The sequence below is a fragment of the Isobaculum melis genome (assembly GCF_900111355.1).
GTDB lineage: Bacteria > Bacillota > Bacilli > Lactobacillales > Carnobacteriaceae > Isobaculum > Isobaculum melis.
The window spans coordinates 21,314-38,321 of record NZ_FOHA01000005.1 but is presented as its reverse complement, the minus strand read 5'-3'; the positions used below and the strand labels follow the sequence as shown (position 1 = coordinate 38,321).

General features: G+C 34.4%; 16 protein-coding genes. 5 read left to right on the top strand and 11 right to left on the bottom strand.

Going from position 1 to position 17,008, the window contains the following annotated elements:
• Positions 1-19 precede the first annotated feature (19 nt).
• The 4 genes from BMW29_RS05330 to BMW29_RS05315 form a co-directional block, all read right to left on the bottom strand.
• Positions 20-730: a response regulator gene (locus tag BMW29_RS05330; RefSeq protein ID WP_092651108.1), complete on the bottom strand. Its 711-nt coding sequence runs from the start codon at positions 728-730 to the stop codon at positions 20-22.
• A gap of 5 nt (positions 731-735) precedes the next feature.
• A complete protein-coding gene (locus tag BMW29_RS05325; RefSeq protein ID WP_092651106.1) occupies positions 736-2,373 on the bottom strand; it encodes an ATP-binding protein in 1,638 nt (545 codons plus the stop codon).
• A gap of 109 nt (positions 2,374-2,482) precedes the next feature.
• Positions 2,483-2,917 carry a Fur family transcriptional regulator gene (locus BMW29_RS05320; protein ID WP_092651104.1) on the bottom strand — a complete coding sequence of 145 codons (435 nt, stop codon included), beginning with the start codon at positions 2,915-2,917 and terminating at the stop codon, positions 2,483-2,485.
• A gap of 87 nt (positions 2,918-3,004) precedes the next feature.
• On the bottom strand, positions 3,005-3,799 hold the full coding sequence (locus tag BMW29_RS05315; protein ID WP_092651102.1) for an inositol monophosphatase family protein: 795 nt from the start codon (positions 3,797-3,799) through the stop codon (positions 3,005-3,007).
• 119 nt (positions 3,800-3,918) lie between these two features.
• On the opposite strand from BMW29_RS05315, the gene ccpN reads away from it, so the two are divergent.
• The 3 genes from ccpN to BMW29_RS05300 all read left to right on the top strand — a co-directional run bounded on the left by ccpN (position 3,919) and on the right by BMW29_RS05300 (position 6,382).
• On the top strand, positions 3,919-4,539 hold the full coding sequence (gene ccpN / locus BMW29_RS05310) for a transcriptional regulator CcpN (RefSeq protein ID WP_092651100.1): 621 nt from the start codon (positions 3,919-3,921) through the stop codon (positions 4,537-4,539).
• A gap of 25 nt (positions 4,540-4,564) precedes the next feature.
• Entirely contained in the window at positions 4,565-5,362 is a 798-nt protein-coding gene (locus BMW29_RS05305) for a pyruvate, water dikinase regulatory protein (protein WP_092651098.1), read from the top strand.
• Positions 5,363-5,545: 183 nt separating this feature from the next.
• Complete coding sequence (locus tag BMW29_RS05300; protein ID WP_092651096.1) at positions 5,546-6,382, top strand: pyruvate, water dikinase regulatory protein; 837 nt, start codon at positions 5,546-5,548, stop codon at positions 6,380-6,382.
• A 50-nt stretch (positions 6,383-6,432) separates the two neighbouring features.
• On the opposite strand, the gene BMW29_RS05295 is transcribed toward BMW29_RS05300, so the two are convergent.
• From BMW29_RS05295 to BMW29_RS05285, 3 genes are all read right to left on the bottom strand, one after another.
• On the bottom strand, positions 6,433-7,578 hold the full coding sequence (locus BMW29_RS05295) for a hypothetical protein (protein ID WP_092651094.1): 1,146 nt from the start codon (positions 7,576-7,578) through the stop codon (positions 6,433-6,435).
• The gene (locus BMW29_RS05290; RefSeq protein ID WP_092651092.1) at positions 7,575-8,732 is read right to left on the bottom strand and encodes a hypothetical protein; all 1,158 of its coding nucleotides are present in this window, start codon (positions 8,730-8,732) and stop codon (positions 7,575-7,577) included. The genes BMW29_RS05295 and BMW29_RS05290 overlap by 4 nt, the downstream gene beginning before the upstream one ends.
• Positions 8,733-8,965: 233 nt before the next feature.
• Complete coding sequence (locus BMW29_RS05285; RefSeq protein WP_092651090.1) at positions 8,966-9,868, bottom strand: deoxyribonuclease IV; 903 nt, start codon at positions 9,866-9,868, stop codon at positions 8,966-8,968.
• A 209-nt stretch (positions 9,869-10,077) separates the two neighbouring features.
• On the opposite strand from BMW29_RS05285, the gene nfsA reads away from it, so the two are divergent.
• On the top strand, positions 10,078-10,824 hold the full coding sequence (gene nfsA, locus BMW29_RS05280; RefSeq protein WP_092651088.1) for an oxygen-insensitive NADPH nitroreductase: 747 nt from the start codon (positions 10,078-10,080) through the stop codon (positions 10,822-10,824).
• Between the two features lie 43 nt (positions 10,825-10,867).
• On the opposite strand, the gene BMW29_RS05275 is transcribed toward nfsA, so the two are convergent.
• The gene (locus BMW29_RS05275) at positions 10,868-12,223 is read right to left on the bottom strand and encodes a DEAD/DEAH box helicase (protein WP_092651086.1); all 1,356 of its coding nucleotides are present in this window, start codon (positions 12,221-12,223) and stop codon (positions 10,868-10,870) included.
• Between the two features lie 196 nt (positions 12,224-12,419).
• On the opposite strand from BMW29_RS05275, the gene zwf reads away from it, so the two are divergent.
• Positions 12,420-13,895, top strand: a complete 1,476-nt coding sequence (zwf, locus tag BMW29_RS05270) for a glucose-6-phosphate dehydrogenase (RefSeq protein ID WP_177165691.1) — start codon at positions 12,420-12,422, stop codon at positions 13,893-13,895.
• 43 nt (positions 13,896-13,938) lie between these two features.
• On the opposite strand, the gene BMW29_RS05265 is transcribed toward zwf, so the two are convergent.
• From BMW29_RS05265 to BMW29_RS05255, 3 genes are read right to left on the bottom strand one after another with little or no spacing between them, the layout of a single operon-like run.
• Positions 13,939-14,892 carry a DHH family phosphoesterase gene (locus tag BMW29_RS05265; RefSeq protein ID WP_092651082.1) on the bottom strand — a complete coding sequence of 318 codons (954 nt, stop codon included), beginning with the start codon at positions 14,890-14,892 and terminating at the stop codon, positions 13,939-13,941.
• Between the two features lie 31 nt (positions 14,893-14,923).
• Positions 14,924-16,252, bottom strand: coding sequence for a DRTGG domain-containing protein (locus BMW29_RS05260; RefSeq protein WP_092651080.1), 1,329 nt, complete (start codon positions 16,250-16,252; stop codon positions 14,924-14,926).
• Between the two features lie 2 nt (positions 16,253-16,254).
• Positions 16,255-16,968, bottom strand: coding sequence for a metal-dependent hydrolase (locus tag BMW29_RS05255; RefSeq protein ID WP_092651078.1), 714 nt, complete (start codon positions 16,966-16,968; stop codon positions 16,255-16,257).
• Positions 16,969-17,008 lie beyond the last annotated feature (40 nt).

The window sequence follows — 17,008 nt, the reverse complement described above, 5'->3', positions numbered from 1 at the left end:
CTTAGGCATACATCTTTTTTTATTGATAGCGCTCAATTGAAGCTGTAAAGGACGGATTGGATTGATATAACGTAACAGGTCTACCAATCTCACGGTATTCAATTTCTTCTGTCAGATAGCCGATTTCAACTAAAAAGAGTAGATACTTTTTGGTTGAAATTCTTGAAATCAAAATTTGATTAGCTAAATCTTCTGTTGAGAATGGCTGCTTAATCTGTTCAATACTCTTTGCTACTTTACGTAACGTCAACCTAGACAAGCCTTTAGGTAAATCCAACTGCTCTTCCTGCTCTCTTTCATTTGCCGATAAAAAGAATTTGTCTAGCATACTTTGATTGGTCACTTTTTCTTTTCCAGTAATTTTTCTTAAATCAATAAATCGTTCATAGGCCAGTTTAAACCGTTCAAAGCTAAAAGGTTTGATTAAATAATCTACAACGCCATAATTAATCGCCTTTTTAACAGTGAGCACATCATCTGCTGCTGTAATTAAAATAACCGAGGTTTCAATTTTTTCTTTGCGCATTTCAGCTAGAAATTCAATTCCTGTCATCCCTGGTAAATAAACATCTAGTAGCATTAAATCAACCGGCTGTTCCTTTAAGATGGTCATTGCTTGCTCAACATTTTTAACATTCCCAACAATCTTTACTTGATCTATTTGCTCAATAAATTGCTGATTTAACATCGCAACCATTGGATCATCTTCAACAATTAATACTTGTATCATTCTCTTTATCCCTCATTTTCATATGGCCATTCAATATAGAATGTTGTGCCGTTTCCTTCAGTTGTTTTTACATCTATTAAGCCTTGATGATGGTAAATCATATTTTGAACCAGATTCAGTCCATAACCACGATGAGCTCCTTTTGTGGAGAAACCTCTTTCAAACATTTGAGCTTTGACTTCATCTGAAATACCTATTCCTGTATCTGATACTTTTAACATAAAGATGGCTGATTCTTCATCATATTGAAGTAGCAACTGGACAGTCTTCTCTGCTTGATTCATCACAGCTTCTCTTGCGTTATCTAATAAATTACCTAAAATCACTAAAAATATTTGTACATTTTCATTCATCTCTAGTTCTGGAATAGCCGATTGTTCATCTAAAATAAAGGTAATTTCTTGCTCTCTTGCTTCATTAAATTTACCCAATAAGAAGCCTGCTAATGCCGGGATTTTAATTTTTTCAGTAATAAAGCCAACCTCTTCTTTATAGCTAGCGGTCAGCATCGTAATAAAGTTGGCTACTTCGTCATATTTTTGCAGTTCAATGAGTCCAAGTACGACATGCATTTTATTCATAAAGTCATGGGTTTGCGCTCTTAATGAGTCAATATATTGGGCATTGCCACTCAGCTCTTCAATCAGCTGTTGCATTTCTGATTGGTCTTTAAAGGTTGCCACAGCGCCATAAACCTCTTGCTGAATAAAGATTGGGGCTGCACTAATGATGAGCTCCACTCCATTTAGCTGTACTGGAATATTTCTAATTTGTCTTTTATTTTCGATAGTTTCTTTAAATAATGCAGCTTTTAGTTGTTCATCAAGCAGTTCTCCTTCATCAATATTTGAAGTAAAACGCAGCTTTCGTAGTAAACGTTTTGCTTCTCGGTTGACTAGCATGATTTCTCCAGTTGTTGAAATGGCAATAATACCATCACTTACAGCATCTTCGATAATCACTTTTTCTTCAATACTTGCAGCAATTTCATTAGGTTCTAAGCCAAATAATTCTTTTTTAATTTTATTGGCTAAGAGAATGGCTCCAATTAACCCAATGGTCAATCCAATGGCTACACCTAGCATAATATTTAGCTGGGCTTTTTGGACTTCTTCATTAATCGTCGCTAAGGTCAATCCAACACAAACAATACCGACTTGTTCTCCCTTTTCATTCCAAACCGGAGTAAAGTAGCGCATCCCATCCCCTAGAATTCCTTTTTGTGTTGAAAAGTGAGGCGTTCCATTTAAGGTTTCTGCCGCATCCTCTGCATTTGAAAATTCTTGGCCAATTACCTCTTCATTTGGATGAGATAAACGAACCAAGTTCATATCAAGAACCACCACAAAATCTACTTTGGATAATTTCATCATGTCCATAGCATAGCTTTGTACTTGCTCATAAGTTGCTTTATCTGCCAGAGAATCAATCACAATCTGCTCTTTTGCCACTATTTCAGCAATACCTGAAACCTTTTCTCGTGTGTTGACATATTCTCGTTCAATCACATAATTTCTAATAAAAAATGAAGCTCCTAGCAAGGAGACCACAATTGAAATACTGACAAGTAATAATATTTTATTTCTAAGTGTTAATTTTTTTATTTTTTTGTCTTGCTGCACCACTTGCTTTTTCTTTCCCATGATTCATCCCATTCTTTTTTAGTTCATTTTATTTATTTTACCATATTTAAACACGATAAAAAAACATGATTGCCTAGAAACATTATGTTTTCTAAACAATCATGTGTAACTATGATACTTTTAAGCAGTTTTCACAAGTACCAAAAATTTCAAAACGATGCGATTGAATTTCACAGCCATCTAATTGCTCTTTAAAGAAGTCCATTGGACACATATGAATATTCTTTGTCATCCCACATTTGGTACATATAAAATGGTGGTGATGGTGCTGTCCATCTAGGCTACAGCTAAATCGAAACATTTTTTCACCACTTAGCTCTGTCTCTTCTAAAATATTCATCTCAACAAAGGAATATAAATTTCGATAGATCGTATCATAGCTTAAAGATGGATAAGTTTGCTTTAAATACTTTTGGACTTCTTTAGCTGTTAAATAACGATCTGCTTGGGCAAATAATTCAATCATACTTTGGCGCTTATCTGTATATTTATAGCCTTTTTCCTTTAATAATTGAATGGCTTTTTCTACACTTGCTCCAGTCAATTCTATCGCCTCTTTTCTGAAATAATAGCTGTTAATGATTATATCGTAATCATTACGAATTTTCAACTATTCCAGTCAGTACAAAGTTTAGACAATCGCAGTTTGTTGCATTTCAAAAAGTAACTCATCATATAAATAAGGATTTGCAGCAATGATTGAGGTCCGCCATTTTCCTTGCGAAGCAATCGGACAGCCATTAATCTGCGTTAATTTTCCGCCAACTTCTTCTAAAATAATGCGTCCAGCAGCAATATCCCACATAGATATTGGTGGACTAATAAACCCATCTAATCGTCCACTTGCTACATAAGCTAACTCAATGGCGCTGCAGCCGATATTACGGTAACCACGAGCCTGATCTACAATACTTAATAAATTAAAGCGATTTTTCATTAGATGTTTAATATGAACGGATAACAAAGACCGAGTAATCGGAACGCGGAATTTTAATGGCAACATTCTTGTGTCATTTAAATAAGCGCCCATCCCTCTTTTAGCTAGATATAAATCATCATTCATGACGTCATAAATGACACCAATTTGCCCAATATTACCTTCATAAATTCCAACAGAAATAGCAAAATGACGCTGCAAATGTACAAAATTCTTTGTGCCATCAATTGGATCAATCATCCAAACAATACCTTCTACTGAATCAATATCATCTCCATAACCTTCCTCGCCAACAATATGGTGTTCAGGATATTGTGTTCTTATTTTATTTACTAAAAACTCCTCTACAGCTCGGTCAACATTGGTTACTAAATCATTATCATCAACCTTTGTTGAAACTTCGATACTTTTTTCTGACATACTACGAATCATTTCTCCTGCTTCTATTACCCACTCTTTAGTATGACTCATTAGGGCTTCCCAATCCATATTTAACACCTCATATTCTGATTTCTATTGATTTCTATCAAGGTATTGCATTTATATATGACATACTATATAATAAGTGACGTACTAATGCAACTATAAAAAAAGGTGGTGACTCCTTTATGGAATTAACAGAAAGACAAAAAAAGATTGTAGAAATTGTTCGTGAAAATGAACCAATTAGTGGAGAAAACATCGCTAAAAAACTTAACCTTTCCAGACCTACTTTAAGAAGTGATTTTGCAATCTTAACCATGACTGGTATTTTAGATGCTAGACCAAAAGTTGGTTATTTTTATACAGGTCAAACACATGACCCACTACTTTTTGATGGCTTATTTGAAACAAAAGTTGCAGAAATTATGATTCCACCTATTTTTATTAAACAAGAATCTAGCGTATATGATGCAGTAACCATGCTATTTATGTATGATATTGGCACCTTATTTGTAGCTGAAAATCAACAGCTACTCGGCATTGTTTCAAGAAAAGATTTATTACGAACCACTGTTACAGGTGGCGATTTAAATAAAATGCCTGTTGCGATGATTATGACAAGAATGCCTAATCTGGTCACCATTTCTTCTGAAGATCGTTTGCTTGATGCTGGTTATAAATTGATAGAGCACGAAATTGACTCGATTCCAGTAATGGATGCAGTGGATGGTATCACAGTTGTTGGAAAATTATCTAAAACTTCTGTATTAAGACATTTTGTAACGGAAGCAATGAAACAAAAATAAATCAACATTACAAAGGAGTATAGCTATGTCAAAAAAACAAGCTATTTATGTTATTTCAGATTCAGTTGGTGAAACGGCGCAAAAAGTTGTTGCAGCAGTTTCAGCACAATTTCCAGAATTAAATCCAATGGACATTAGACGTTACCCTTTCATTGAAGATACTGAAATGTTAGGTGATATTTTACAAGAAGCCTTAAAAGAAAAAGGCATTGTTGTGCATACTTTAGTTAGTAGAGATTTGGTCAATTTTGTTGAGTCCTTTTGTAGGCGTACCAGCTTAAGCTATGTTGATGTCATGAGCCCATTAACAACAATTTTACAAGGAATTACAGGTATTGCACCTCAAGAGCAGCCTGGAACCTTACATCAGCTCGATCAGGACTATTTTGACCGTGTTGCAGCAATTGAATTTGCTGTCAAATATGATGATGGTAAAGATCCACGTGGTATGCTTCGTGCTGATTATGTTATTTTAGGTGTTTCTCGCACTTCTAAGACCCCATTAAGTATGTACTTAGCGAATAAAAACTTAAAAGTAGCCAATCTGCCACTTATTCCAGAAGTGCCTTTACCTAAAGAATTAATGGAAGTCGATAAAGAAAAAATGATTGGCTTAACCACAAGCTTAGAGTCTTTACGTAGTATTCGTAAATCCCGCTTAAAAGCATTGGGCTTAAAAGAAGATTCAAGCTATTCAAGTGATGAACGTATTTTAGAAGAAATGGCTTATGCAGAAGCGTTATATCAACGTTTAGGTATTCGAATAATTCATGTTGAAAAACGTGCAATTGAAGAAACTGCAGCGCTTATTTTAGAAAATTAAAAATGTTTGTTCCCTCCAATTGGAGTAACAATAAATAAACCTCAAAGATAGATTTACCCTCAATAAATCCATCTGCATGTGATAAAAAGTCTAGTATCTTGCTAGACTTTTTATTTTACTTCACTAGGCGAATCTATCAAATTCGGTTATAATGAAAGTATCCGCTACATAATTTGAATAGAGATGGAGTTGTTATCATTGGAATCATTTATTCTTTACGTCATATCAGACTCAGCTGGAGAAACAGCCAATAAATTAATTCATGCTGCTATGGCACAGTATCCTAATGTACAAATGGAGATTGAACATTTCCCATTTATTCGTACTGAAGGACTTTTATTAGATATTTTAAGAAAAGCAAAACAAGAAAATGCTATGGTTGTGCATACCCTTGTTATTGATGACCTTTCGTTAATTGTCAATCAATTTTGTGAAGAACAGCAGTTATTCTGCTTTGATATGTTAAATCCAGTTGTGCGGGAAATCCAGCGTCGAACAGGTGAAATCCCAACCAAGAAAGCCGGCGCCATGCATCAGTTGAATGACAATTACTTCCACCGAATTAGTGCCATTGAATTTGCAGTAAAATATGATGATGGTAAAAATCCCAAAGGCTTCTTAGAAGCAGATATTGTTTTATTAGGCGTTTCTCGGACTTCTAAAACACCACTCAGTATGTTTTTAGCCAATAAAAATTTAAAAGTTGCCAACCTTCCTTTAGTACCAGAAGCCCATATTCCAGATGAGCTTTGGAAAGTTGACCCGACTAAAATTGTTGGTTTAATGAATAGCCCAGAAGTATTAAATACAATCCGGCGTGAAAGAATGATTTCTTATGGTTTAAATCCGGATACCGCCTATTCAGATATGACACGTATTCATGAAGAGCTAGATTCTGCTAAAGCCCTTTATGACAAGATTGGTTGCTTGGTCATTGATGTTTCTAGAAAATCAATTGAAGAAACGGCAGCGATTATCTTAAGTTCAATGAATTTATCTGATCGAAGTTATGAAAATTAATAAAAAGACATGAACTAAAAATTAGTTCATGCCTTTTTATTTAGACTTCTTTATTCAACAACAACTAGTTTATATTCCCTTTCAAATGCTTCATTTCTCTCTGAAGTTAAGAAAAGAATCTCGTCGTCAGTAGACACATAAAGATCAGCAATATTTCCATAATCTTTATCAATCGTATGCTTAATTAATTTATTTTTTTTCAGTTCATAAAAGCCAATATCGGATTTTTGATAATCATTTTTACTTAAAACAAAATAACGACTATTTGAAGCGATATGATACATATACTTATCATCATCAAGGAAATCTTTTTCTAGCTCTATCGACTTATTAGTTTTGATATCTGTAATAAAGAAACGTGTTTCATTTTCATCATCATCTGTTAATTCTGTAATTTGGAATAGATAATCCATGCCCACTAAATAGTTATCCATATAGTCATAATCACGTTTTTTAAGAGGTGGATTGACAATATATTCTTCATCATCTGTCAAATCACTAATGACAGTTAATTGTTTATTTTTTTGATAATCAGAGGTAATTAACGCTGTTCGATTATAATTATAAGCAGCAGAAAGTAACTCACCAAGCTCCTTGTCACCTTCTTTTACTTCACCTGTGTCAATATTTTCATAAAAGATGTGATGCTCATCCTCATAATAAGATATCACAATTTGATTTTCAATGAGACCAGTAGATGTATATTTCTCAATTTGCTTGCCAGGAAAAGCCTCTTTGATATCCTCTTTTCCATTTAACATATACTTAATCTTCATTGTATTAGCCGCATCATTTGAAGTCGTCCAGATAAATACCTGATCGGTTAAAATAAAATTACGACGGCTAAAATCATTTCCTTTCTCAAGTGTTTCCAACACTTTAGTACTTTTATCTTTTACGTTATATCTCACTAAAGTGGATTTATTATAATCTTCTTGATCATAAGATAAAAAATAAAGCAGATCTCCAGATTTATTTAACCATTCAATATTTTTATACTCAGTTGGTAAAACATACTCCACTGTCTCTAATTCATCGCCATCTTTAATCGTGATTTTTGTTGCATCTTTTTCTTTTTTCTCTGAGGTGGTTGACTCATCATTCTTTGATTTTTTATCTTCTTTATTCGATAATGAACAAGCTGATAAAACCATTCCACATAATAATATTACGGTTATTTTCTTTAAATTTTTCATTCTTTTGCTCCTTTAACATTAATCATCATCCATTGTTTGTCTAGATTTTCATGATCATAAAGTATCCACTCATCACCATTATCGTTTGAAACGAATTGATACTTTCCCTTTTCCAGTTCATCCACTTGAACCTGTTTAAATTCGTCATTTTCAAACACTTGAAGACTACTTTTAGCTTCTTCATCTTCTGATTCATAAGAAACAATCACATAATTTTCTAAAGCATCCATTTTTATGACCTTTTGTAGATCAACATTTTCAAATTCAATATTTTCAGCTTTTTTCTTTTTCACATCATATCGTTGCAGTGTTCTTTTTACTGCATCATCCTTATCAGAAAAAGACAATTCTAAGAAAAGCAAATCATTGTCTAAATAAGATACATAATCATAATAAGACTCTTTTGGATAAGGCATTTTTAATTTTTTTTGCTGATGATCTTTTGCTGCTTTTATCATTAATGTTTCAGTCTCATAATTAACTGTTAAAAAATCGTCAGAATGTGCCAATTTTACCAAAGAAAATACATCCTTTTCCTTTATCTCAGTACTTTTTTTGGTTTCAATATCAAACGACATTTTAAAATAATTATTTTCTTTTTTATCTTGAAAATCTATTTGTAATTCGTCGGAAGAAATAATCGTAAAATTTTGTATCTTAATATTCTCAGTAGACGCAATCAATTGCTCTGGCTTAGTTTGCCCATAATCCAGATACATCAATTGACGGTCTAATGCTTCCCTCTCCTGATAATACGCTTCTTGTAACGCATCAAATTGTTCTTCATTCTCTTCTGTCTGAGCAAAAAATTTATCTCTTACTTCCCATAAACCTTTTGCTTCAATCCATAAACAACCTTTTTCTGTAAAATAAATTTCTTGATTATCTTTTAGCTCCATGACTAAAGTTGTTTTTTTATTTTTTAAATCAACCTTAAATAGTGCCTCTTCATATGTATCATTGCTTCCATAAATCAGTAATGTCTGCTCATCAAGACGCTGCACCTTAAAAGGGCGTAAATCTTCCTCTGAGCTTGCATAGGTTTCGATTTCATATGCTGTTTCTGTTGATTTCTCCGTTTTATTTTCTTTACCACAACCTGTTATGACTAATAATGCAATTGCACAAATTAGTAGATGTACCCATTTTTTCATTTTATAATCCTCTCTTAATTACTATTTCACCATTAATTATAGCATAATATTCGTTACTTCTTACTTAAATTTTTAAAATATCTGAACCTTAATAAAAACTGTAACGCCATTTCCTTTTTGGAAAATAAAACTGAGTACTCTATTCTTTTGGACAAATCTTAAGACCCATCCAAGTTGATAGAAAAACAAAAAAAACGTGAGACATATCATTGTGTCCCACGATTTTCATTGTCTCAAATTTCTTTTTGCGCTAATATCTCTTCCAGTAATTGAGGATTAAATTGTTGTGCTTTTAGCATATTGATTTCATAAGCATAAGGTGCAAATTTATTTTTCTTGTCTTCACCAACATAAGGTGTTTCTAGAATTTTAGGTAATTCAGTTAATTGAGGATGATGCACGACTTTATTTAATGCATCAAAACCAATATATCCAAAGCCAATATTCGCATGACGATCTTTGCTAGCCCCACGTTCATTTTTTGAGTCATTTACATGAACAACTTTAAGGCGGTCTAATCCAATTATTTTATCAAATTCCTCTAATACGCCATCAAAGTCTTCTTTAATATTGTAGCCAGCATCATGTGTATGACAAGTATCTAGTGTCACAGATAATTTTTCATTTAAGGTAACCCCATCAATGATTCGTGCTAATTCTTCAAAATTTCTACCCAGCTCTGTCCCTTTACCTGCCATTGTTTCAAGGGCAATTTGTGCGGTTTGATCTTGATGCAAGACTTCATTTAAGCCTTTAATAATCTGATTAATCCCTGCATCAACACCCGCACCAACATGAGCACCTGGATGCATCGTAATTTGTTTTGCTCCTAAAGCTTCTGAACGAACAATTTCTTCACGTAAAAAGGCCGTTGCAAACCCAAAATTCTCTGGTTTCACTGTATTTCCTAAATTAATAATATAAGGTGCATGTACCACAATATTGGATAAGCCAGCTTCTTTCATGAAAGCCTCTCCTGCTTCAATATTCATTTCTTCAATAGGCTTTCTTCTTGTATTTTGAGGTGCACCTGTATAAATCATAAAGGTTGATGAACCATAGCTTGCCGCTTCTTTTGCTGCCCCTAGCAACATTTCTTTTCCACTCATACTTACATGTGATCCTAATAATAACATCATTTATCTCCCTTATTCATAATTAGTTCGAGCATTCCTTTTAATTGTAGGCGAATTTGTCATAAAGTACAAACTTTTTCGCTTTTTTATCCTTTTTTCTTGTTAAAGCATTGCATCCTCTCATTTTTCTTTGCAACTGAATTTGTTTTTTCAGTCAATGAATAGTAGAATATAGAGTGCATTCACTTTAGGAAAGTAGGTTGAACAAAATGAATCAAACAATAGAGACTTTGTTAAATCATAGAAGTATCCGCAAATTTAAGGAAAAGGCAATTTCATCAGAAATTATCCATACATTAGTTGATGTTGCACAGCACACTGCCACTAGTAATTTTATGCAAAGTTATTCAATTATTGGCATCACTGATCAACAAGTAAAAGCACAAATTGCTAAAATAGGGAATCAACCTTATATCGCTGAAAGTGCACATCTCTTCATATTTGTTGTAGATCAGCATCGTAATGCTCAAATTGCAAAAGAAAATGGTGCAGAAGATGTTCTTGTTTCTGGTTCAATGGATCGATTTATGATTGGTTATTCAGATGCTTTATTAGCCACCCAAAATATGATTGTTGCAGCTGAAAGCTTAGGACTAGGCACTGTTTGTCTTGGAAGTATTTTAAATGATGCAAAAGAAATGATTCAATTGCTTAAATTACCTCAATATACGTTTCCTGTTTTAGGTTTGGCAATTGGTTATCCTGATCAAGAGCCACAATTAAAACCTAGATTACCAATGAATATCGTTTATCATGAAAATGCGTATCAAGAAATTGGCAATTTTTCAGAAGAACTGGCTGCATACAACGCTGAAGTTGAAACTTATTACGATTTAAGAGATGCAAATAAACGCATTGATAGCTTCTCTAAACAAATTACAGCTAGTATGGACCGCAAACCTGCTGGTCGAATGGCATTACTTGACTATTTGAAAGAACAAGGATTTTTACAATAAGCTTTGAAACAAAAAAAGGATGTCATTTACGACATCCTTTTTTCTATTGATATTTTTTCTTCGCTTCTTTTTTAATCACACGGGCTTGACTACGACGCTCTAAACGACGTTTTCTTTCAGCGTTTTCTTTAATGGTACGACCCAATTTTTTCTTATAGCCTGGTTTGATTTTTTTCTTGGCTTTTTTCACCATACCAACCATACGTGTATCCATTTCTTCTGCATTTTTCTCACGTTTTGCACGACGATTACGATCATAGCTATCGATGATTTCGCCACCTTTAATGACTTTAGGTTCAAAGGTTACCCCTAATTTTTCAATATCTGCTAAAACCGCTTCATCAGATGGTTCATATAATGTAATCGCAATTCCTGTTAAGCCATTACGTCCTGTTCTACCAACACGATGAATAAAGAAATCAAGTTCATTTGGAATTTCTGCATTAATCACATGAGAAACCCCTTCAATATCAATACCTCTAGCTGCTAAATCAGTTGCAACAACAAATTGATAATCTAAGTTTTGTACTTGTTTCATGATACGTTTACGTTCACGAGGCTGTACATCTCCATGAATCTTGGCTACTTTTAAACCACGCTCTTTTAGACCATTAGCAATTTGATCGACATGTTGCTTGGTATTGGCAAAGACAATCGCTAAATAAGGATGACCTGTTGTTAAAATTTCATAAATTGTATCAACCTTGCTCTTACTTTTAATTGGCAATAACCAATTAGAAATATCTTTAGAAATCACAGACTTAGGCTGAATATGTTCAAAGTGTGGATTTTCCATATATTTTTTTAAAAAAGGTTTTAGGTTTTGTGGAATGGTTGCTGAAAAGACTAGCATTTGTAAGTTTTTAGGAAAATGTCCAGCAATCTGGTCAACTTCTTCTAAAAAGCCCATATCTAAGGTCATATCTGCTTCATCTACCACAAACTTGGTTGCTTTGTGTACAAATAAAGCTTTTTCTTTAACTAAATCCGCAATTCTACCTGGTGTTCCAATAACTAGATGGGGTTGTGATGTGGCTAGTTTGGCAATTTGTCTTTTCTTATCCGTACCACCAACAAAGTTTTGAACGATGATTGGCGTGGGTGCCGTTTCAACAAGCTGTAAGGCAGCTCGGTAAATTTGCTCCGCTAACTCTCTACTTGGTGCTGTAATGACCACTTGGACTTCATTTTTTTCTGCATCAATCTGATTGATTAATGGGAGCAAAAAGGTATGTGTTTTACCAGAACCTGTTTGAGATTGTCCAATAACGCTTTCCCCTTTTGAAATTGCTGGAATTAATTTTTCTTGAACTTCTGTTGGTACCTTAAAATCAATTTTGTCTAGTGCTTCTATTAAAAATGGCTGTAAACCAAATTTTTCAAATGTTGAGGTATTCATTTTTCTCACTTCTTTCTTCTCTGTTTTGCATCTTTCATATTATAACACATCTTCTTCGCAATTGCTTTATCTCAATAAAATAGAAAAAAATAATGTAGAACGATTGCACATCTTGCAAGAAACTATTACAATAGATAAGATGTAATAGCTCTAACTATCGAAAATAGTTAGTACTCGGAAAGTGGGGAATTAGATGATAGATGAAAAAAAAGCGTTAATCACAATATTTGGTGGAACTGGTGACCTTGCAAAAAGAAAACTCTATCCATCCTTATACCGTTTATATAGAAAAGGCTATTTAAATAAGCATTTTGCGGTTATTGGAACAGCAAGAAGAGAATGGTCAGATGCATTTTATCGTGAGGTTGTCATAGAGTCAGTTGGTGACTTAGCAGAAAGCCCTGCTCATGTTGCTGAATTTGCCAGCCATTTTTATTATCAAGCACATAATGTAACGGATACTGAGCATTATGATAAATTAAAAGAATTATCTGAAACCTTAGATGCTCAATACCATTTGGATGGAAATCGTGTCTTCTACCTTGCAATGGCACCATCCTTCTTTGGTACCATCACAGAACATATTAAAACACAGCATTTACTAACAGATCATGGGTATCGTCATTTAGTGATTGAAAAACCTTTTGGTCATGATTATGAAAGTGCAACGGTTTTAAATGAACAAATTCGTAAGGTTTTTGAAGAAGATGAAATTTACCGAATTGATCATTATTTAGGGAAAGAAATGATTCAAAATATTTCTGCTGTTCGATTTGCAAATACATTATTTGAATCCCTTTGGAACAATCGATATATCGAAAATGTTCAAGTAACCCTTAGTGAAGCACTTGGTGTTGAAGAACGTGGCGGCTACTATGAAACAAGCGGAGCCTTACTAGATATGGTTCAAAATCATGTGTTACAAGTGATTTCCTTACTTGTTATGGAGCCACCTATTAAATTAACCGATGCAGAAATTAGAGAAGAAAAAATTCGCGCACTTCGCTCCATTCGTGTGATGGCATCAAATGAAGTCAATGATTACTTTGTGCGTGGTCAATATGGACCAAGTGAAACGGATCCTACTTTAAAAGGCTATCGTCAAGAAGAGCATGTGGCACCAGATTCAACAACTGAGACATTTGTTGCTGGTAAAATCATGGTAGATAACTTTAGATGGAAAGGTGTTCCCTTCTATATTCGGACAGGTAAACGAATGAAAGAGCGTGGCACGCAAATTAATATTCATTTTAAAAATGTTCCAATGAATTTATTCTCAAATGAGGATCAAGAAAATCTCTGTCCTAATATTTTAACCATTTTTATTCAACCAACTGAAGGCTTCTCCATGCGTTTAAATGCAAAAAAAGTGGGACAAGGTTTACACACCAACCCTATAAAATTAGAATATTTAAATCCTACTGATAAAGGTTTAAATACACCTGAAGCTTATGAAAAATTGATTTTAGACTGTTTAAATGGTGATTCTACAAACTTCACACATTGGGATGAAGTGGCACTTTCTTGGAAATTCGTTGATGTGATTCAAGATACTTGGAAACAGAATCAACCTGATTTCCCTAATTATGCGAGTGGGACAATGGGGCCTGCTTGTAGTGATGAATTGCTTGCCAAAAATGGTCACAAATGGTTTTGGAATGAAATCGGCTAAAAGCATACAAAAAACACTTTGGAAATTCCAAAGTGTTTTTGCTTTATCCTGCTAAAAAAGTTTTACCAATCTGGCGTAAATCTTGATATAAGGCTTCTGCCTCTTCTAAATCTTTCGCATGTGCACCACTTGCTAAAGGATGACCGCCGCCATGATATTTTTTCGCGAGTTCATTAATAAATGGTCCTTTAGAACGTAAACGTATACGAAAATCTCCTTTTGGTTGCTCAACAAAAATCCCCCAGGAAACAACCCCTTCTATTGTGCCAGGAAGAGACACAACTGCTGAGGTTTCTGAATCTTTGACACCAAATTTTTCCATTACTTCATGTGTTAAAATAACTTTAGCAATCCCATATTCATCAATTTCTAAGCTTTCTAAAACATAACCAGAAAGTCTGGCTACATCTCTAGAAATGACATTCATTTGATCATTTAAATCCCTTGTTGAAAAAGGATATTTGCTTAATTCAGCAGCCACACATAAGGTATGCGGTGTGGTTGCAGGGTATAAAAATCTACCTGTATCTCCTACAATACCAGCATATAATAAACGGGCAGCTTCAGTTGTCATTGTCAATTCGCCATGATGATGGTCGTAAAAATCATAAATCATTTCACTACAACTACTGGCTTCTGTCTCAATCCATAATAGATCTCCATAAGGGTCATCATTTGGATGATGATCAATTTTAATCAATTTTTTGCCTGTATTATAGCGTTGATCACTGACTCTTGGTTGATTGGCTGTATCAACGGTTATCACAAGCGCTTCTGCATAATCCTCATCATTTACAGTATCCATCTGGCTTAAAAAAGCTAGACCAGCTACTGTATCTCCTGCTTTTAAGATCCGTTTTTCTGGAAAGCTAGCTTTTAAAATTTCAACTAGTCCGCCTTGCGAACCTAATGCATCTGGGTCTGGGCGCTGATGTCGATGGACAATGATGGTATCATAAGCTTTGATTTCTTTCATAATTTGTTTTAATACTTTCATCCAAGGTCTTCCCTTCTTTTTTCAATTGATGCTATGTTCGTTCCATTAATTGGCAAACAATAATCGCTTTTGCAACAAGTGTATTTTCAATATAAACTTCCATATCTAATTTTGCTGTTTTTCTCCCTAATTCAAGAACTCTAGGACGAATTTCAAGCTCACTTTCTAACTGAATCAATTTAAAGTAAAGTAGGTTTAATTGCTCAATCACAGCATTTCTTTTTTGATAAGAAAGTAAGGTACGCTGCGCTGCATTTGTTAATAGCTCACTTAATACACCAAAGGAAATGGTTCCAACGCTATTGGTCATTTGTGGTGTGACAGTAAACTTAAAGGACAACTGATTTTTATCTGTATTACTTGGTGTATTGACAATTTCAATTTGCTCGATAATTTGATCGGCAATGGTATCTGCTACCTGTGGTTGACGCTGTGCTAATTGCATCGCCTTCATCACATCTTGTCTTGAAATAATCCCCAATAAGGAAAGGTCATCCGCAACTACAGGCATCACTTCTAAACCATCCCAAATCATCATATGAGCAACACTGGCCACACTCATATGTGTTTTCACGCTAGATGGATCTTTCGTCATGACACGATCTACACTTAAGTTATCAGGCTTTCCAATCACATCTTTCGCTGTTAAAATGCCTAGTAAACGCATGTTTTTATTCACAACTGGGAATCTTGCATGACTTGTTTCCTCATTTAAGGTGCGATAGTCTGCTACGGTATGATCAACAAATAAATAATTTGTTGACTCTAATTTTGTATAAATATCCTCTACTAGCATAATTTCTTTTTTGATTAATTGATCTGTTAAGGCTCTATTAATCATCGTTGCGACGGTAAAGGAATCATAAGTTGTTCTCAACACTGGCATTTCTAAGTGATCAGCAAGCTTCAAAACGCTTGGGTCAGCTTCGAAGCCACCAGTAATTAAAACAGCTGCACCATTTTCTAGTGCCAACTTCTGTGCGCCTGTTCGATTTCCAACAATCATTAATGATCCTGGGGTAATATAGCGTAGCATGGCTTCTTCTGTCATTGCACCAATCACAAATTTATTTAATACTTTAGCCAAGCCACTTTCTCCACCAATAATGTCCCCTTCAATGATTTTTACGACTTCACCAAAGGTTAATTTCTCAATATTCTGTTTTAATTTGCGTTCAATTCTAATCGTTCCAACGCGTTGAATGGTTGAAACCAAACCAACATTTTCAGCATCTTTAATCGCACGATAAGCTGTCCCCTCACTGACTTGTAAGTTTTTAGCAATCATCCGAACTGAGATGCGCTCACCAACGGGTAGAGACTCAATGTATTGTAATATTTGATCATGCTTTGTAGGCATCGCTATTCTCCTTCTTTTTCAAATCTAGCTGATGATGAAAGGGTCATCACTTCCCCAATAGCTGGTACATATCCTTGCCCTTCCTCTAAACGCTCAATAAAAGCAACTGGATTTTGTGAAATTAATGGGAAGGTATTGTAGTGCATCGGTATCACTTTTTTAGCCTTAATAAATTGCGCAGCTAAGCTTGCATCAGCTGGTCCCATTGTATAGTTATCTCCAATTGGTAAAAAGGCCACATCTATTTCTTGCTGTTCGCCAATTAGCTTCATATCTGTAAATAAAGCTGTATCTCCTGCATGATAGATTGTTTTTTCATTTTCAGTAAAAAGAATTCCTGCAGCAATGCCTAATGTAATCAATTCATTACCGACCTGTAGGGTAGAACCATGAATGGCGGGGGTTAACTTCACTGTACCAAAGTCAAACACATGTTGACCACCAATATGCATGCCATGAGTTTTGAGTCCTTTAAAACTAAAATAATCTGCAATTTCAGCATTGCCGATAATCAAGGCATCTGTTCGTTTGGCAATTTGTTCAGTATCTCCAACATGGTCATTATGTCCATGAGTTAATATGATAACATCCGCTTCAACGGTTTCTGCATGTAAATCACTTAATGGATTTCCTGTAATATAAGGATCAATTAAAATGGTCTTACCTGTATCTGTTTTTATTTGGACACAAGACTGTCCATGCCAAGAATACTGCATCAGAATCAACTCCTAGTTGTTTTATTTTATCTCTTCAAAC